Origin of the sequence: Acidicapsa acidisoli (genome assembly GCF_025685625.1) — a bacterium.
In the GTDB taxonomy this organism is placed as follows: domain Bacteria; phylum Acidobacteriota; class Terriglobia; order Terriglobales; family Acidobacteriaceae; genus Acidicapsa; species Acidicapsa acidisoli.
In genome coordinates, this window is the sequence record NZ_JAGSYI010000001.1 from 598,053 (window position 1) to 614,427 (window position 16,375).

The 16,375-nt window shown below is 58.7% G+C and carries 18 protein-coding genes; 6 read left to right on the forward strand and 12 right to left on the reverse strand.

Annotation, left to right across the window (positions count from 1 at the left end):
- Window positions 1–73 precede the first annotated feature (73 nt).
- The gene (locus OHL23_RS02445; protein WP_263350184.1) at window positions 74–1,066 is read left to right on the forward strand and encodes an aldo/keto reductase; all 993 of its coding nucleotides are present in this window, start codon (window positions 74–76) and stop codon (window positions 1,064–1,066) included.
- 12 nt (window positions 1,067–1,078) lie between these two features.
- Here OHL23_RS02445 and OHL23_RS02450 read toward each other — a convergent pair whose 3' ends face one another.
- The 8 genes from OHL23_RS02450 to OHL23_RS02485 all read right to left on the reverse strand — a co-directional run bounded on the left by OHL23_RS02450 (window position 1,079) and on the right by OHL23_RS02485 (window position 8,302).
- On the reverse strand, window positions 1,079–1,852 hold the full coding sequence (locus OHL23_RS02450; RefSeq protein WP_263350185.1) for a hypothetical protein: 774 nt from the start codon (window positions 1,850–1,852) through the stop codon (window positions 1,079–1,081).
- Between the two features lie 176 nt (window positions 1,853–2,028).
- Window positions 2,029–2,724, reverse strand: coding sequence for a YdcF family protein (locus OHL23_RS02455; protein WP_263350186.1), 696 nt, complete (start codon window positions 2,722–2,724; stop codon window positions 2,029–2,031).
- 65 nt (window positions 2,725–2,789) lie between these two features.
- Window positions 2,790–3,410: a nitroreductase family protein gene (locus tag OHL23_RS02460; protein WP_263350187.1), complete on the reverse strand. Its 621-nt coding sequence runs from the start codon at window positions 3,408–3,410 to the stop codon at window positions 2,790–2,792.
- A gap of 114 nt (window positions 3,411–3,524) precedes the next feature.
- Window positions 3,525–4,469: a P-loop NTPase family protein gene (locus OHL23_RS02465; RefSeq protein ID WP_263350188.1), complete on the reverse strand. Its 945-nt coding sequence runs from the start codon at window positions 4,467–4,469 to the stop codon at window positions 3,525–3,527.
- A gap of 89 nt (window positions 4,470–4,558) precedes the next feature.
- Window positions 4,559–5,197: an energy transducer TonB gene (locus OHL23_RS02470; protein ID WP_263350189.1), complete on the reverse strand. Its 639-nt coding sequence runs from the start codon at window positions 5,195–5,197 to the stop codon at window positions 4,559–4,561.
- A 95-nt stretch (window positions 5,198–5,292) separates the two neighbouring features.
- The gene (gene rfbB / locus OHL23_RS02475; protein WP_263350190.1) at window positions 5,293–6,372 is read right to left on the reverse strand and encodes a dTDP-glucose 4,6-dehydratase; all 1,080 of its coding nucleotides are present in this window, start codon (window positions 6,370–6,372) and stop codon (window positions 5,293–5,295) included.
- Window positions 6,373–6,591: 219 nt separating this feature from the next.
- A complete protein-coding gene (locus tag OHL23_RS02480) occupies window positions 6,592–7,491 on the reverse strand; it encodes an OmpA family protein (RefSeq protein ID WP_263350191.1) in 900 nt (299 codons plus the stop codon).
- 277 nt (window positions 7,492–7,768) lie between these two features.
- A complete protein-coding gene (locus OHL23_RS02485) occupies window positions 7,769–8,302 on the reverse strand; it encodes a DUF2393 domain-containing protein (protein ID WP_263350192.1) in 534 nt (177 codons plus the stop codon).
- 340 nt (window positions 8,303–8,642) lie between these two features.
- Here OHL23_RS02485 and OHL23_RS02490 point away from each other — a divergent pair, with 340 nt between their 5' ends.
- A complete protein-coding gene (locus OHL23_RS02490) occupies window positions 8,643–8,783 on the forward strand; it encodes a hypothetical protein (RefSeq protein WP_263350193.1) in 141 nt (46 codons plus the stop codon).
- A 28-nt stretch (window positions 8,784–8,811) separates the two neighbouring features.
- Here OHL23_RS02490 and OHL23_RS02495 read toward each other — a convergent pair whose 3' ends face one another.
- The 3 genes from OHL23_RS02495 to OHL23_RS02505 all read right to left on the reverse strand — a co-directional run bounded on the left by OHL23_RS02495 (window position 8,812) and on the right by OHL23_RS02505 (window position 10,559).
- A complete protein-coding gene (locus OHL23_RS02495; RefSeq protein WP_263350194.1) occupies window positions 8,812–9,573 on the reverse strand; it encodes an ATP-binding protein in 762 nt (253 codons plus the stop codon).
- Window positions 9,574–9,651: 78 nt separating this feature from the next.
- Entirely contained in the window at window positions 9,652–10,071 is a 420-nt protein-coding gene (locus OHL23_RS02500; protein ID WP_263350195.1) for a DUF1398 family protein, read from the reverse strand.
- Window positions 10,072–10,085: 14 nt separating this feature from the next.
- A complete protein-coding gene (locus tag OHL23_RS02505; RefSeq protein ID WP_263350196.1) occupies window positions 10,086–10,559 on the reverse strand; it encodes a MarR family winged helix-turn-helix transcriptional regulator in 474 nt (157 codons plus the stop codon).
- A 276-nt stretch (window positions 10,560–10,835) separates the two neighbouring features.
- Between OHL23_RS02505 and OHL23_RS02510 the strand changes: the two genes are divergently transcribed.
- Entirely contained in the window at window positions 10,836–12,878 is a 2,043-nt protein-coding gene (locus OHL23_RS02510; protein ID WP_263350197.1) for a spermidine synthase, read from the forward strand.
- 41 nt (window positions 12,879–12,919) lie between these two features.
- Window positions 12,920–13,717: a CAP domain-containing protein gene (locus OHL23_RS02515; RefSeq protein WP_263350198.1), complete on the forward strand. Its 798-nt coding sequence runs from the start codon at window positions 12,920–12,922 to the stop codon at window positions 13,715–13,717.
- A gap of 16 nt (window positions 13,718–13,733) precedes the next feature.
- Here OHL23_RS02515 and OHL23_RS02520 read toward each other — a convergent pair whose 3' ends face one another.
- Window positions 13,734–14,519 carry an L-fucose dehydrogenase gene (locus OHL23_RS02520; protein ID WP_263350199.1) on the reverse strand — a complete coding sequence of 262 codons (786 nt, stop codon included), beginning with the start codon at window positions 14,517–14,519 and terminating at the stop codon, window positions 13,734–13,736.
- A gap of 190 nt (window positions 14,520–14,709) precedes the next feature.
- Here OHL23_RS02520 and rpmE point away from each other — a divergent pair, with 190 nt between their 5' ends.
- Entirely contained in the window at window positions 14,710–14,937 is a 228-nt protein-coding gene (rpmE, locus tag OHL23_RS02525) for a 50S ribosomal protein L31 (protein WP_263350200.1), read from the forward strand.
- A 125-nt stretch (window positions 14,938–15,062) separates the two neighbouring features.
- Entirely contained in the window at window positions 15,063–16,277 is a 1,215-nt protein-coding gene (dusB, locus tag OHL23_RS02530) for a tRNA dihydrouridine synthase DusB (protein WP_396127317.1), read from the forward strand.
- The last annotated feature ends 98 nt before the right edge of the window (window positions 16,278–16,375 follow it).

The window sequence follows — 16,375 nt, forward strand, 5'->3', positions numbered from 1 at the left end:
ATGCGAGGCAACTCTTTCCAAGGGACTTACGGATATCTGCGGAGCACCGGTGAAATGAGATATTCTTGCGCCGATGGAATTCACACGCATTGAAGGCAGGAACGTCTCCCGGATCGGATTGGGAACATGGGCAATCGGCGGCCTGGACTGGGGTGCTGTTCCGGATTCGGAAGCCATCGCGACCATTCTGCACGCGCTGGAACACGGCATCAACCTGATCGATACAGCGCCGATTTACGGCCATGGGCGCGCGGAAGAACTCGTTGGCCACGCGATGCGCCAACATGGCCAGCGGGATGCGTTCTACATTGCGACCAAGTGTGGCCTGCGCTGGGATATCCCAGGCCGCCCCGGCGTCTTTGCCGACTCGACGGCCTCGCGCCTTCGGCAGGAATTGGAAGACAGTCTGCGGAGACTGGGAACCGAATACATCGATCTCTACCAGGTGCACTGGCCCGATCATCTGGTTCCCGTGGAAGAGACCGCGGGCGTGTTAGCCGAATTTCAGCGTGAAGGCAAAGTGCGCGCCCTTGGCGTGAGCAACTTCAGCATATCTCAGATGGAGGCGTTTCGAAGCGTTGCGCCTCTGGCGTCGAATCAGCCGCCATACAATCTCTTCGAGCGCGAGATTGACGCGGAGATTCTGCCATGGTGCGCGCGAAATCATGTTGCCGTACTGACGTACAGTTCGCTATGCAGGAGTTTACTTGGCGGGCGACTTACCCACGATGCGCGTTTTCCGGACGGAGATATCCGAACGGCTGACCCGAAGTTTCAGCCTCCGCGCTTTTCTCAGTATTTGGGTGCCGTACATCGGCTTGCAACCCTCGCCAGAGACCGTTATGGCAAGAGCGTGCTCGAACTGGCAGCGCGATGGGTTCTGGACCGGCCCGGCGTGAGCGTCGCTTTATGGGGAGCAAGGCGGCCGGAACAACTGAACGCGGTCGCCGGAGTGCTGGACTGGAAACTGGACGAAGCTGCAATGGCGGAGATCGATCAGATCGTGGCCGAATCCGTCACCGATCCGGTGGGACCGGAGTATCTCACGCCCCAGGTGAGACGGTAGGGACTGCTGCCCCTACCGCTTCTTCTTGAACTTGTACTGCACGCCAACCGAGATGCCGAAGTTCCACTGCGTATGCGGATACTGGCTGGTGCCGTCGTAGCCCGTGAGCAGCGCGTCGGGCGTAATGCGGAAGACCCAGTGCGGTGAGCGGTTGAGGTCGATGTGGCCGCCAAAGGCTCCGCCGAGCGCAACCTGATTGTCATAGAAACCCGCAATGCCAGTCGGGCCGGTTGTCGATCCACCGCGGCCGATTTCCTTGTTGAAGTCTCCGTATGCGCCGCCAATCAGGGCATGCGGGATAAGCGCAATGTGCTTGTTGTGTGGCCCGAGGTACTCTACACCGCCCAGGAACATATATTGCGCTACAAATACACCGCTCTCGTTGTACGGCGGACCGGCCGCAGCCGGCAGGGTTCCACTGGTGCCCAGGTAGGCGCGTCCGCTGGCCTCAAGGCCCCAATGTTTCGTCAGCCAATACGATCCGGAGATATCCAGGCCACCAAGGTCCGCGCCTTCGCGCAGATTCGGCCCGGCATGAATGTGCCCGGAAGCGAGGCCAACAGAAACATCCCAGCGATTGTCATACTTCACGCCAGCCAGCGGGTCGACCGCGATGTACGTGCCGTTGGCGCTGGTGGCCGGCTGCTGCGACTGGGTCTGAGACTGATTCTGCGATGGCGGCGGGGCCTGCGACGAGGAGGCCGGAGCATTGTCCTGGGCCTGCAAGGCTACGGCAAAGACGGCCACAGTTGCGGCGACGATCAGGGTACGAGTGGCTCGATTCAAAAGAGGTATCACTCCTGAATGGTAAATGGCGGGGGTGGGGTGCAACAAACCTTAAGCATCCCTAAACATCAATGGTATGCGAGTTTAGACTCCGTCAATCTCATTCCGGATAGCCTGAGTTCGACGCGGCCGTAACTTTTCGCAAGAGAAGTCGTCAGACCGCTCGCGATACGTCCCTATGGGCAGCTTTCAGCCCATCGGGACCAGACCAGATATCTGGCGGTTTTGAAAATCTCGATCAGATTTGCCGCGTTGCTGTAGTAGCCGGGCGTGAGATTGGCAGCGGGGTGAACGCGCCACTCAAATTTGCTCTCCGATAGATGGGAAAAGATCACCGCCGCGCGAGGCAGGTGCGGCGCGCTGCTTACTATCTCGGCGGAATGCCAGCCATGCGCCGTCATCAGGCGGCTTGAGTAACAGGCGTTTTGAATCGTATCCCGCGCCTGCGACTCTTCGAAGATCTGGGAGGCGGGCACGCCTTGCGCCTCGGCGACACGAGCCATCACATCTGCCTCGACAAAGCGGTTATGGGCGGCTGCACCAGTGACAATCAGGTGTGGAGCGACCCCGCGCTGGTATTCATGCACGGCTTCCGTCACGCGGTCGAGAAGTTCAGGCGTGGGATTGCCGTCGCTATCAGCGGGAGTACCCAGAACCACGATTGCGTCGAAGCTTTCGCGGTTTGTGTTACTCACTGGCGCGAAATGGCGGGCGATCACCGCCCAGAGCAAGACGGCCAAGATCAATCCGATGCAGGCGAAGGCGGTTACAACCGGCGGTTGGCGATGCCATGGATTTTTCCGGCTTCGCGCATGGGGCGAGCGGCGTACAGGTCTGCGAGTGGGGACTGATTTACGGACAGGGGCGGTCATTCATTCTCCATCTTCCAATGTAACCGGAGAACGAACGCCCACCCACCGAGGCCGATGTCATGCATTTACAGCTTTGCGGGAACTTCCCAGGCAGAGAAGACAAACTCGTTCAGCGGCTTCCGCTGCCGGGGAGCCTCTTCCATGGCGATCATTTGCTCTTGCCCCAACGCCACTGGTTCGCCCTGATAGCCGAGAGCCGTCACCGCTCCGACAACGAAATCAGCCGGAACCTCAAATGCCGCGAGCGCGGCTGCGTGATCGAAGCCCGCCATAGAGTGCGTTGACAGACCCAACGCCGCAGCCTGCAGCGTCAGCAGGGACGTGGCAGCGCCCAGATCATAGAGACCATAGCCATTGTCCGCGCCGTTGTGACTAAATTTTGTTGAAGCAACGCCCAGGATCAGGACCGGAGCGGACTCGGCCCAGAATTGATTGAATTCGACGAGGGTGGCAAAAATCTTCTTATATGTTGCATCGCCCTTGTGTCCCACGAAGTAGCGCCAGGGCTGCTCGTTGAAAGAAGAAGCAGCCCAGCGCGCCGCCTCGAACACTTTTTCCAGATCTGCGGATGGCACGGCCTTGTCAGCAAAGGAGCGCGGGCTCCAACGGTGATGAATGGCGGGCAAAACGCCCTCAATGGACGGGGCTTGTTTCACTTTGTTGACTTCGGCGGCGGAAAGCGGCATCTGACAGACTCCTTGAGCGGGAATGAATACGCACCTCTTATGAGATGAGGGTTCCATTGCAACGATGCCGCTGTGCGGTAAAAAATTTGTTATAACAGGGATTTTTCGATTCCTTCAGCCAATTACGACGCGGGCGATGGCTGTATTGAGGATTTCGCGGGTAAAGATCAGTTGGCTTGCGCGTCCGGTGCGGCGGCGAAAGAGCGCAGCCGTTTCGCAAAGCACCACAATGTCCTCGACTTCGGCGGGGTTCATCGCGTCTGCGAGGATCAGGGCGCAGAACTCGTCTTCGCTCATGCCCTGGACCTGAGAACCGCGGCGCTTCGCCTCAGCCAGGTAGAAGCGGGCCACATCCGCCATCATCTGCTGGACTTCGGGCTGAACCTCGTCCGGAATTTCCCGACGGTTAACGCCGATAACCTCAGCTCCGGGCAGCGCCAGCTTGATACCGAAGAGATTGTCCAGATCGCTGTCCGGTTCGAAACTGACTGTTGTGGCGACAACGAGCACGTTCTGCCGCTCGGAGGTGCTCTCGATCAGGGCGTCGAGTTCGGTCAGCACATCCGGGTCGCTCGACTTGTACGCAAGGTCGATGCGCGGCAGGAGCAGCATCACTTTCTTGCGCTTATACCCGCTGACCAGGCTCTTGGCCTTGGCCAGCGCGTCCGAGTCGCGGGGGTTGTAGACGGTGACCAGCCGCTCCATGCCGGTGGCCTTCGCGAGAGTCTGAGCGAGGGATTTCTTTCCGCTCTGGCTGGGGCCGATGATGAGCACCTCGTTGCCGATCTTCAGCTCCTGATACGCCTGCGGGAAACGCGCTCGGTCCACAAGGTCCTCAATGGAGGTGAGCAATTCGTCCATGCCCGCAAGGCGAGGGTGGAGTTGGTCAACTGCCTCGTCTTCAAGCGACAGATCGATGCGCTCCTTGCGCTTACGCACGCCGGAGATGAATTCGATGAAGCTGGGCAGCGCAGCAATCGAGCCGATCACGGTCGCGAAGACCAGCAACTGCTCCGTAAACAGAAGTGCTGTGTCGCTACCGGCGGCCGGGTCGAACATAGGGTCAGGATAGCAGCAGGTCAGCGCAGAAGAATGAAACTCGATTCATGAATGAGCGACCCAGAGGGGAATCCGGTCCGGTTGCGGAATCAGCTTCGCTCATAGTGAAAATGCAGTTCTTGTTCGCTAACCACCGGCACGCCCTTACGCATCGCCGGTGTATATCGCCACTGCTGCACGGTCGCGATTACCGACTCATCGACAGGCGAGCCCAGCCCCTTGAGCAAGGTGAGTGCGGTGATTTTACCCGTCTCGTCGATCACCGCATCCAAGATCACGTCGCCCTTTGTACCATGCGGCAGAGCCGATAGATCCGGCGTCGGATACGGAAAGTAGCTCTGCAAAGCTATGGTGATATCGCCCTCGCCAAGCCCGCTTTGCGCCGACGTTCCAATGCCTGCCTGCGATTGCGCAGCCTCGGACCGAATCGGCTGGGATGTTCTCAAATCGAGATGAATCGCGGGAGCCGGTCTGGTCTTCTCCGGGCTTTTTATCGGGGATTTCGAGGTTACCGCCTGAAAACTGCCAGGGCTGAAGTACGTCAACAGGGTGACCCCCTGAGCGGTACCGGGCAGCCGATAGGGCGCCATTACCACGGAAGACTTATGGAAACCGCCAAAGAGCAGGAGGACAAGGCTGGAGTGAACAACGATGGATAGCAGCGTGCCCCTATGCTGCGAACGTTCCGCTTTCAACAGGAATTTCAACCGTGAAAGGAAAACACGCATTGCCCCTCCATCGACTGCACTAACCGTTCCTGGGGGAGAACCGAAGTCCTCAAACCCATTATCTGGCCAATCAGTATTTAGACGGCGCGCAACGCCTATCGTGCACCGTAATTCGTCTCCATCCACTCCCGATATGCTCCCGAGGTCACTTCCTGCACCCAGGCCTGGTTATCCAGATACCAGCGCACCGTCTTTCGCAGCCCCGACGCAAAGGTTTCTTTGGGCCGCCAGCCCAGCTCCCGCTCAGCCTTCGTTGCATTGATTGCGTATCGGCGGTCATGCCCCGGCCGGTCGGTGACAAATTTCATCAACTGCGCATGGGGCCGGTGCGGCGAATTGGGCAAAAACTCGTCGAGCAGCGCGCACAGCATCTGCACCGTATCCAGATTGGCCTGCTCATTCCATCCGCCGATGTTGTACGTCTGCCCCGGAACACCCTTTTCGAGCGCCACCCGCAACGCCGCCGCGTGATCGCCGACGTAGAGCCAGTCCCGCACCTGCAAGCCGTCACCATAGATCGGCAGCGGCTCGCCGTGAATGGCGCGGTTCAGAATCAGCGGCAACAGCTTCTCTGGAAACTGCAGCGGCCCGTAATTGTTCGAGCAATTGGTCACTACAGCCGGAAATCCGTAACTTTTGCCCCAGGCGCGCACCAAAAGATCGCTTGCAGCCTTCGAGGCGGCGTAAGGACTATTCGGCCGGAAGGCAAATGTCTCCTCGAACGGAGCATCGCCCGGCTTCAATGAACCGAATACCTCATCCGTGGAAACGTGCAGAAAGCGGAACTTTGCGCGATCGTCGGAGTCCAGCTTGTCCAAATAGGCCCGCGCGGCCTCCAGCAGCACAAACGTTCCGTGAATGTTGGTATCGAGAAACTCGCCCGGCCCGACCAGCGACCTGTCGACATGGCTTTCAGCAGCCAGATGCACAATCGCCCGCGGAGAGAATTCGTTCATCAGGCGGTCGATCAGCTCTCGATCCCGAATATCGCCGCGCACAAAGTGATACCCGGGCAGATCGGCGACGGGCAGCAGATTGCGCAGATTACCGGCGTACGTGAGCTTGTCCAGGTTCACCAACGGCGTACCGACTGTCGAGAACCAGTCCAGAACAAAGTGCGAGCCGATAAATCCGGCGCCGCCAGTCACAAGGACAGGAGATTCATGAGTGAGCATCGTAGTTTAGTCTAACTGCGAGCCCGTCAACAGACCATGACAGTTTTGTGGCAAGTACCGCGTTCAATTCCAAACTAAGTCTCGCAAACAAAAAAAACGGCCCCCGATTTCGTCGGGGGCCAAGTTGCCTTGGTTCTCTCGTGTTGCGAGAGCTTGGTTGGCGGCCGCGGCAGGGAGCCGTAGGCGCGGGTTAAAGCCTCGGGGCGTGGCTACAACCGGTTAGGGTTGGACCGCACCTGACTGGGATGGGTTTAACCGGGGGGTGGACCCATCCTGGGCCGCCAAACTGTTTTCCATCAACCGGAGCTCAACATAGCTCGTGTGAACTGGCGTCTCTTTCGTATCGCCAGTTGCAGTCGGCGCAACCGGGGCGTTGCCCAGCGCTACGGAGTGCATTCGGTAGACGGGAATTTCATGTTGGGTTACGAGGTAGCGCTTCACTACCTCAGCTAACCGGTTGGAATTCTGGATACCGAGGCTTCCAGATCCTGGAGCGTGGGCTTCCACTTCCAGCAGATAGCCCTGATGCCCGGTAAGATTTGCCGCAAGGTCGTCGAGTTGCTTTTTGTCGTCATCCGACAGCACTGTCGAACCACGCCGGAAAGCGATCGAGAGGGTGTTTTTCTCGGCGTACTTGTCCAGTCCGTTGACTGTACCATTCAACTGATCGACTTTCCCGCTCGCCTGGCCGGCAATCGTCCCTGCCTGTTGAGCCTGCTGCCCCGCAGCGGTCGCTATCTGATTTGCGCCATCGGCAGTCGTCTGGGCCTTATTGATGCCAGCCTGTGCGCGGCTGTCAACATCCTTGATGTCGCGGGCATTCTTCGCGTTTACTTCGTCCAGCTCGTTCAACTCACCCTTGATCGGGTCAAGCCGACGGTCTACCCACTTCTTTCTGGCGAAGGGGTTTACTCTGCCCCAGAACCCCTCCTTCGGAGGCGCGCTCAGTTTATTTCCTTGATCCTGAGCGCCGGGGGAGGACTGCGCAGCCGAAGGGGCGGGGTTGCTGGTTCCATCTGCAGGCTGCTGTGCAGCCGCAGAAACACATAACGCAGATGCCAGTGCGAATACGGCGACCTGGCCGGGGAAATTTTTTCGATACATATTTCGAATCATCATTGGGAATCTCCCAGTTTTTGTTCGCTCCAGCGATACGCCGGGAGCGTTGCAGGTCATGCCCGCTTGCCTTAGTACATAGCAATGGCTTTGCCAAACCCTGTGACGGCTGGATGAATCTCGTAAATCAAATAAAATGATTTAGTTGCGGGATATTTCATCATCCTATTTCGCCTGTCCCGTGCCAATTGATCCGAAATTGTGATGTAGATTTTGCAGGAGCATGTAATTTTTACCGTGTAAGGCTGGATTGAGAGCTTCTCCTGCACTCCAGAGACTGTTACTTGAGTCCAACATGCAGGATTTGCACCTCGGGCAAGGCCCCAGCCCAATCCGGAGAAACCGTGTCAAAGTTCAGCCGAAAGTCTTGCTGCGCCCCCGGCTTCAGCGGAGCGGCTGACACCATTACCGTGTCGATATACGGCTCCCGCATCCGGATCAGCGTCAAGGGCAATTTCTGGCTCTGCGCCACCTTGTTCGCATAATCGCGGAACGTCACCTGCACCACGACCTCATTCACAGTGCGGTCCCCCGTATTAGTGATATGACCGTCCAGATAGGTAACCTTGCCGCCGGCCAGGTTGGAGGACTCGCTCATTGCCAGATTGGTAATGGGAAGCCTGGCCGCATATGGATCTGGAGTCCCGGACAAACCGCCAGAGTCCTGCGCATGCCTCGCACGGCCGCTCAGGAGAAGACCCGCCACCACAATCACAATTCCAACGGCAACCGCGATTGCCAGAGGCGCCCAGTTTCGCTCTCGCCCAATGGAAGATTGGCCTGTGGATTCAGTGGATGTGATCTCGGGTTCCATCGGTTTCTTCGCCCTTTCATCGCGATTCTACACCGCCGCATGTTGTCCCATTTCGGTCGAACGCTTCGGAATATTTCTTGTGGATTGACGGAACATTTAGCGATCTTTCGCGTTTATCAATGTAGGAAGATCCGTAGCACAATCCGGCAATCAAAACCCGACGATAGTGTCGTTGCGTACACAGATCGAGGAGTATCTTGCACACGGAAATTCACGGATCATTGTTGCCAGGAAATGCATCTACTAATTGAGCGGTTCGAAGTACAGAACCCCTTAATTCACATACTTTTCCCGCAACTCGATTCTCAGTGATCACTTCCCCGGAAAGGACGTCACGGCAATGAACGCGATGCACCCCAATCAGACTGTTGCCTCGATGACGCCTTCCCATGGGGACGAGGAACAGCACGATAAGGCAGGCAATTTCGTCTACCAGGCGGCCACTATTCTGGCAATCGTGCTCTTTCTGATCAGTTTTTAGTCTCAACCGAATTTACGACTTAACCGAATCAACCGAATTTGGCTCGCGCCACTCCCTGGCGAAAATCTGCGCCGTTCATTTCCAGTCGCACGCACATCTCCGTAAGCCGCGACCGCATGCGTTCTCCAATGCGGTCTCCCAGCGTTTCTTCGCGCACAGCCCGCTGTGTCGAGGAAAGGCTTGCGGCCGCCGGAGGCAAATCCGCATAGTTCGTGGTGATAATCGTCGTCCGTTTGTCGTTGTAGCGGGTGTTCAGAATCAGCGCAACCGTGTCCCAGACCCAGTCCGTGGGCTTCTGGGCTCCTAGCTCGTCCAGCACCAGCACTTCGGCATCGAATACCGGCTTGAGAACATCCAACTCCGTGGAATTGACCTGCGGATTGTAGCTGTGCTGAATCTGCTTCAGTAGTTCCCGATAGTCGTAAAAGAGCGCCTGCGCGCCCTTTTCCGCCACCAGCGCCAGCAGTATCCCGACAGCGAGATGCGTTTTGCCCACCCCAATGGACCCGGTAATCAGCAATCCCTTGCCATCCGTCTCAACGGGGTAGCCTTTGACGAAGCCCCGGGCCGTCGCAAGCGCCTTGCTCAGGGATCGGTCCGCCTTGGGAAACGTAGTGTCGAAGCTATCCAGGATGCAGTGCTGATACCGCTTCGGCACCCGCGCCGCCGCGACCTTATGCTCGCTGACGGCTGCCTGCTGGCAGCGGCAGACGCGCGCCACCCGTCTTCCAGCTGCATCTACCGCCAGCACCATCCCCGCCCCACCGCACTCTTGGCAAACCTCATCCATCAGACCATCACCACTTAATCAGCCTAGCGCAGAATCCCACCGTCGCGAGCGTCTTCGCAGACTCTGCAAATGTGGATATCAAGACCGCGCACCGGGAAACTCCTCAATATGAACCTCGCCCTTGCGTCCCAGATACACAGCCCGCCGCCCGATCAAGAAAACCCAGTAAGCCACCACCCCAGCCGCCCGGGATTTCAGCAGAAACTCCGGGTATCGGATCGCATCGGCCTGCGCTCCGCGAATCGCAGCGACCACCCCTTCCTCGGAATACTCGTCGGCAATTGCAGTCACCGGCAGCTTCGACTTCACCACATAGTTCTCGCCGCTCGGCATATTGTAGGTTTTCTCGCCGCGAACGAGATCCGCACAATACGACTCCACACCCGCGGCTACCAGTGCTCCCACCACCTCCGGAAAGCGTAGTTGGCCCGCTTCCGATCCTTCGGTTGCCCAGTGCATCACTTCCGTATTCATGGTTGCTTCTCCCATCGTGGTCATCGCTTTCTCCTTTTTCATTCCGTTGGCAACTTCGTCAGACGATTGGCCTCGACCAGTTTCCTGAGGGTCTCAATCAACGCCTGCCTCTCTCGCGGCGTCAGCGCAGAGAAGAACTCGGCATCGTTTTCGTCGGCCAGCGCGGCCAGCTTCGGCACCAGTTTCCTGCCCGCCTCGGTCAGCGCAATGGTCTGATATCGCCGATCATCGTCTCGCTCGATCCGCGTCAGCAATTCCTTGTGAAACAGCCGGTCCACCAGCTTCGATACAGCTCCCCGCGTCAGCCCCGTCGCCTCCGCCAACCGGCTCGGCGCCATGCTCTCGGCGTCGTACATCTCGCGCAACACCACCCACTCCGCCACTGTGACATCCGTGCTCAGCAGCTTCCGCGCAAATGCATACGAGACATGGTTCGAAACAAATCGGAGCCAGAACCCCACATGGCCTTTGAGATCGCTGACTTCGAGTTGATTTCGGCTCAGATCCTTCATGTATTCCTCAATGGTTCGAATATAGTTTACTTGTAAACTATTGTCAAGGAATTTATCGAGCGAGAAGCAGCTCATTGTGAAATCACCGGAAAGAGCGCCGACGTCTGTGCCTTTCGTTTATTCTGTCCGGAAGCGCGCCGCCAAAGCTGCCAGATTAAAATTCAAACTGCCTCGAATTCCTGCGCAACAGACCTTCCCATTGCCAGATGAAGACTCGAATCGCGGGCAATATCCTGATATTTCAATGCTCTGTGGCACGGTTAATTGAGGTAACGCATGACCCGCTCTCGATGGCTCTTTGGTTGCGCTGTCTTTCTCGCGTCCTTTCTGCTTTTTCTGGTCGAGCCAATGGCAGCCAAGCAGTTGTTGCCGATCTTCGGAGGATCAGCCGCCATCTGGATCACCTGCCTGGTCTTCTTCCAGACGGCGCTCCTCTGCGCCTACCTTTACGCACACTGGTTGACCCAGCGCTCGTCGTCACCCAAGTCCGCTCATTGGGGTATCCATCTTTTCCTGCTTCTCTCGTCCACGGCTGCAGCGATCCTCTGGGCGGTTCGCGTCATCGATCACAGCAACGTACTGAGCCATCCGTTTCTGGCCATCTTCGCCGCGCTCACTATCTCTATCGGCCTTCCCTTCCTCATGCTCGGCGCTACCAGTCCGCTCCTTCAGGTCTGGCTGGCACGGATCGAGACACGCGGTATTCCATACCGCCTATTTGCGCTCTCGAACCTGGCTTCTCTACTTGCACTCAGCCTTTATCCCACTGTCATTGAACCCCGCTTCACTCTTCGGGCGCAGCGGCTCGTCTGGTGCGGCGGGTTTGTCGTATTCGCCCTGATATCGGCGGTTCTTACCTGGAGAACGCGCTCCGTACTCCAGACTGCAAGCGCGAATTCCCCGGCAGAAGAGGCCGGGAGCCCCGCAACGCCGCTCTTTCACAAGCCCCTCTGGCTGCTGCTGCCCATGGGCGCATCCATGCAGCTCAGCGCAGTCACAAGCCACATCACGGAAAACATCGACCCGATCCCGCTGCTGTGGATCCTGCCCCTCGGCGTCTATCTGCTCACGCTGATCCTTGCCTTCCAGTTTCCGAAGCTGCTGCCGCGCTGGATCGTGACCCGCCTGCTCGTCGTCCTGCTCGCCGGGTTGGCTTACATGCTCATGCAGCCGGATGGATCGCTGCCGCTCCGAATCAGCCTGATCTTCTTTCTCGCCGAACTCTTCGTTGCCAGCCTTTTCTGCCATTCGGAAGCCTACGCGCTGCGCCCCAAACGCGCCTCGGAGACAACCCTCTTCTATCTCCTCTTCGCCGCCGGCGGCGCGATGGGCTCGTTCCTGATCGGCATCGCATCGCCGATGATCTTTTCCTTCAACTACGACCTGGCCCTCTCTTTCTGCGTGACCGCAGTGCTCGCACTCGCCGCTCTCTGGCGATCCGGCTGGGAACAGCGGCTGGTCTGGACTACCTCCAGCGTTCTTATGCTGGTGCTCGTCTTCCTGCTTCACCGCGCGTATGAGCGCAATACCCCGGTCGCCGTCCGAAACTTCTACGGCAGCCTGCGCGTGAAACAGACCGTCGGATACCCTGGCGCAACCATCCGCACCCTCACCAACGGCTCCATCCAGCACGGAACACAGATATTTACCAATGAACTGAGAACCACCCCGACGACTTACTATGCCGAAGACTCAGGCATTGGTCTTGCCATGCACGGGTGCTGCCAGAACCGGCCGCGCAATATCGGCATCGTCGGTCTCGGCGCGGGAACCCTTGCAGCCTACGGTCAGAAAGGCGACCGCATCACCTTCTACGAAATCAATCCGGCCGTAGAGCCCATCGCCAGAAACCTGTTCACCTACATCCGCGACTCGGGCGCCAGCATCAGCGTCGTAAACGGAGATGCGCGAACCTCACTGACCACTGAGGAGCCGCAGCACTTCGATGTGCTGGTCATCGATGCGTTCTCCGGGGATGCGATTCCGCTGCATCTGCTCACCACCGAAGCTCTGGAAATCTACAAGCGGCATCTCGCACCCGACGGCATTCTCGCCTTCCACATCTCCAACCAGCACGTAGACCTCGAACCGGTCGTCGCGCAACTGGCCAAAGCCGCCGGAATGAAGGTGATGCGATTCTCCACCCCCGCCAACGAAGAACTGGGCGAGTTTTCCGCGACATGGATGCTGCTGACCAACAGCCCGACTTTCTTCGAACAGCCCGATGTTTTCAATGCCGCCAAAGAGCCGGTTATCGATACAAACGTTCGCGTCTGGACCGACGATTATTCCAGCCTCTTGCCCGTCCTTCACTGGTAGGAATAGAGATTGTCAGGGAGAAAAACAGGCAGACCATGGGAATGGCGAGGCTCAATCGCGTGCTGGCGTTCGCGCTCACCGCCGTTTTGGTAACAGCTCAGACTGCACCCTCCTCCCAGGAAATCGCTCCCCAGGTCCTTCCCACAGACGCACAGCGGTTGCTAGCCCTCGCCAACGAATCCCGCGTCGCCAACGGAGTAGCCCCACTCAAGTGGAATCCGGCATTGGCCGCCGCCGCGCTCCAACACTGCCGGCGCATGGCGGCCAAAGGAAACCTCAGCCACCAATTCGATGGAGAAGCCAGCCTTACCGACCGCGCCGGACAGGCCGGGGCATACTTCAGCACTGTCGAAGAAAACATTGCCGCCGGCTCCGCTCCCACCGATCCCCTCGAATTTCACGATGGCTGGCTGCACTCGCCCGGCCATCGCGCCAACCTGCTCAACCCAGCGGTAGACAGCGTGGGAATAGCTGTCGTCGTGAGCCACGCAATAACCTATGCCGTAGCCGACTACGCCCGTGCGGTGCCCGCGTTAACTCGCATAGAGGTCGAAACAGCCTTCGCTACGCTGTTGCGGGCAAAGGGTCTGTCCATCCTGAAAACCAGTCAGGATGCGCGCGCCTACTGCGCCTGGACTGAAGGAAGCCGTAGCCTTGCGTTTTACAACGTGCCCCGTTATCGCATGTTCTGGCAAAATCCCGATGTCACGCAACTTCCCCAGGAGCTGGTAAGTCAGCTTGCGACAGGACATTACCGCGAGGCTGCAATCGCGAGTTGTCCCCCGCACGACGTAGAAGGCGAGTTCACCGTCTATCGCGTCGCAGTTCTGCTCTACTGACCACGCCTGCCCCGTTCTAAGTCAGCGCCCGATCCAGATGCACATATCCGCCGTCCACAATCAGGTGTTGCCCGGTTGTGTGGCCCGACTGCGTGGGAGAAAGCAGAAACACCGTCGCCGCTGCGATCTCCGAAGACAGAGTCATCCTGTGCCCCAGCGGAATCTTGTCAGTAATCTCCTTGAGCTTCGCATCGGGATCACCTAGCGTCTGCAGCCAGCGGCTGTAAAGCGGCGTCATCACCTCGGCCGGGAGCACCGCATTCACGCGGATGTTATACGGCAGCAACTCCGCCGCCCACTCGCGGGTCAGCGCAAGCTGCGCGCCCTTTGAAGCCGCATAGCCGGACGTCCCGCCCTGCCCGGTGAGCGCGACCTTTGAGCTGATATTGACAATTGAGCCCTGCGATTTCTTAAGCGCAGGCAGCGCGTAATGAGCCAGGGCGTAATAATGCGTCAGATTTTTGCCGAGGCTCTCCAGAAACCGCTCGACGCTGCCCGACTCCAGACCGCACCCGTCGTTGACTCCGGCATTGTTCACCAGGCCATCGATTGCGCCATAGCTGGCCTCGATTTCGGCAATCACGTCCTTGCAACGTTGCGTATCCTCGAGATGCGCCTCGACGAGTTCGCATTTGGCGTCCACAGCCTTCATCTCGGCCATGAAATCTTCAACGTTCTTGGACGGCCTGCTCAGCACCACAACCCTTGCGCCTTCCGCAAGACAGGCGCGCGAAATGCCCGCGCCGATCCCGGCCCCCCCGCCGGTGACAATAATGACTTTATCTTTCAATCCCAGATCCATCCGTCACTCTCTTTCGTAGCTTCCGCCGCAGAAGCCGGATTTTCCTGCCCAGTCCTTCACACCAGCACGAGCGCAAGTATAGCGCGCTGCTCCGGCAACCATCCCGGCTGCCGGAACGTCCTGCATCCGATTGCCATCCAGCCGAATCCAAGGTAAACTGAGTAAATTGCAGGAAAGGTATCTTCACGTCATGCCAAAGCAAGGAATTCACCCCGCTTACGGACCTACGCAGGTCCACTGCTCGTGCGGAAACACGTTCGAGACCCGTTCGACCCACAAGGGCAAGATCAGCTTGGAAATCTGCTCCAACTGCCACCCGTTCTTCACCGGCAAGCAGCGTCTGGTCGATACCGCGGGCCGCGTTGAGCGCTTCCGCCGCAAGTACGCCGAAAAGGCGACGCCTGCCGCGACCAAGTAACAGGCCAGCAGTCGGGCTTCTGATGAGGGCCTCCGCTGCGGCGGGGGCCTTGCTGTTTGCACGATAAATGAGCGGAATTCAATCGACGCTCAGAACCGAGACCCATGGCCGGCAAAGGTTTCACCGTGAAGAAGGACTGGGACAACCCGATCACCCACGCCATGCCCGCCGAGGCGCGCGTGCCCGCCGGGTTGCGCATCGGGACCGTTGCGGTCGCTCCAGCCACGGTCCTCGCGCCCATGGTCGGCGTTACCGATACGGTCTTCCGCCGTTTCATTCGCAACGCCAGCCTCTTTTCCGCCCAGGCCCCTGAGGGAGCGACGGTCGAAACGGAAGTCACGAATCAGCAATCCGGCTGCGGATTGCTGATGACCGAATTCACCTCCGCCGACGGCCTCTCGCGCATGCGCGAATCGAAGCGCAAGCGCTATCTGACCTTCTACGACGACGAACACCCGATCGGCGCGCAGCTCTTCGGCTCCAACATTGAAACCCTCGCCGACGCTGCGCGCATCGTGCAGGACACCGGCTTCGACACCGTCGACCTCAACCTCGGCTGCCCCGCCAAGCGCGTTGTCGGGTGCAACGGAGGCTCGGGCCTGCTGCGCGACCTGCCCAAGATCGGCGAAATCTTCCGCGCCATCCGCAAATCCGTCACGATTCCTTTCACTGTCAAGTTCCGCCTCGGCTGGAACGACAGCCAGATCGTTTGCGTTGAGCTAGCGAAAATGGCCGAGCAGGAAGGCCTTTGCGCCGTAGCCCTGCACGCCCGCACCCGCGAGCAGGGCTACACCGGCCAGGCCCGCTGGGAGTGGATCGCCGCCGTCAAACAGGCCGTCCAAATCCCGGTGATTGGTAACGGTGACATCCGCACTCCAGAGGACGCAGCCGCGATGGTCGCACAGACCAACTGCGACGCCGTCATGATCGGCCGCGCCGCGCCGTCGAACCCCTGGATCTTCCGCCAGATCGCCGAATACACCGCATCCGGCAGCTACACACGCCCGACCGAAGCCGACCGTTACCGCATGATCCGCACCTACTTCCAGATGCTGATAGACGATGCCGAGGCCAGCCAGTCTCTGCCGCGCGACGCCCGCCACGGCGAAACCGCGGGCAAGATGAAGCAGTTCGCCTCCTGGTTCACCCACGGAGTCGCGGGCGGCAGCAAGCTCCGCCAGCAGATCTTCCAGTCGAAGACCGGTGCGGCAGTGCTCGAAGCGGTAGATGCCTTCTTCGAAGCGCGCCTCAATGCGAACAGCACTGAAGCACAGACGCCGAACTCTGAGCAAGACGGCGCGGAAACCTTCCCTGAAGAAGCACTTGTCTGCGGAGACTGACGAGCAATATCAATAGTTTAGCCGTCAAGTCTAGGATGTAAGAAGTACAGCCCGCGCGAGTGTTGCGACCACAAATCCAGCGGTTTGCGCGGAAATAA

What these genes read in the sequence shown, in the direction of transcription:
- OHL23_RS02495 (WP_263350194.1), bottom strand. Translation starts at nt 9,573, where the DNA reads ATGGATGAGGTTTGCCAAGAGTGCGGTGGGGCGGGGATGGTGCTGGCG.
- OHL23_RS02485 (WP_263350192.1), bottom strand. Translation starts at nt 8,302, where the DNA reads ATGGAACCCGAGATCACATCCACTGAATCCACAGGCCAATCTTCCATT.
- OHL23_RS02445 (WP_263350184.1), top strand. Translation starts at nt 74, where the DNA reads ATGGAATTCACACGCATTGAAGGCAGGAACGTCTCCCGGATCGGATTG.
- OHL23_RS02465 (WP_263350188.1), bottom strand. Translation starts at nt 4,469, where the DNA reads ATGTTCGACCCGGCCGCCGGTAGCGACACAGCACTTCTGTTTACGGAG.
- OHL23_RS02500 (WP_263350195.1), bottom strand. Translation starts at nt 10,071, where the DNA reads ATGACCACGATGGGAGAAGCAACCATGAATACGGAAGTGATGCACTGG.
- OHL23_RS02520 (WP_263350199.1), bottom strand. Translation starts at nt 14,519, where the DNA reads ATGGATCTGGGATTGAAAGATAAAGTCATTATTGTCACCGGCGGGGGG.
- rfbB (WP_263350190.1), bottom strand. Translation starts at nt 6,372, where the DNA reads ATGCTCACTCATGAATCTCCTGTCCTTGTGACTGGCGGCGCCGGATTT.
- OHL23_RS02515 (WP_263350198.1), top strand. Translation starts at nt 12,920, where the DNA reads ATGGCGAGGCTCAATCGCGTGCTGGCGTTCGCGCTCACCGCCGTTTTG.
- OHL23_RS02490 (WP_263350193.1), top strand. Translation starts at nt 8,643, where the DNA reads ATGAACGCGATGCACCCCAATCAGACTGTTGCCTCGATGACGCCTTCC.
- OHL23_RS02480 (WP_263350191.1), bottom strand. Translation starts at nt 7,491, where the DNA reads ATGATGATTCGAAATATGTATCGAAAAAATTTCCCCGGCCAGGTCGCC.
- OHL23_RS02510 (WP_263350197.1), top strand. Translation starts at nt 10,836, where the DNA reads ATGACCCGCTCTCGATGGCTCTTTGGTTGCGCTGTCTTTCTCGCGTCC.
- OHL23_RS02470 (WP_263350189.1), bottom strand. Translation starts at nt 5,197, where the DNA reads ATGCGTGTTTTCCTTTCACGGTTGAAATTCCTGTTGAAAGCGGAACGT.
- rpmE (WP_263350200.1), top strand. Translation starts at nt 14,710, where the DNA reads ATGCCAAAGCAAGGAATTCACCCCGCTTACGGACCTACGCAGGTCCAC.
- OHL23_RS02505 (WP_263350196.1), bottom strand. Translation starts at nt 10,559, where the DNA reads ATGAAGGATCTGAGCCGAAATCAACTCGAAGTCAGCGATCTCAAAGGC.
- OHL23_RS02455 (WP_263350186.1), bottom strand. Translation starts at nt 2,724, where the DNA reads ATGACCGCCCCTGTCCGTAAATCAGTCCCCACTCGCAGACCTGTACGC.
- OHL23_RS02460 (WP_263350187.1), bottom strand. Translation starts at nt 3,410, where the DNA reads ATGCCGCTTTCCGCCGCCGAAGTCAACAAAGTGAAACAAGCCCCGTCC.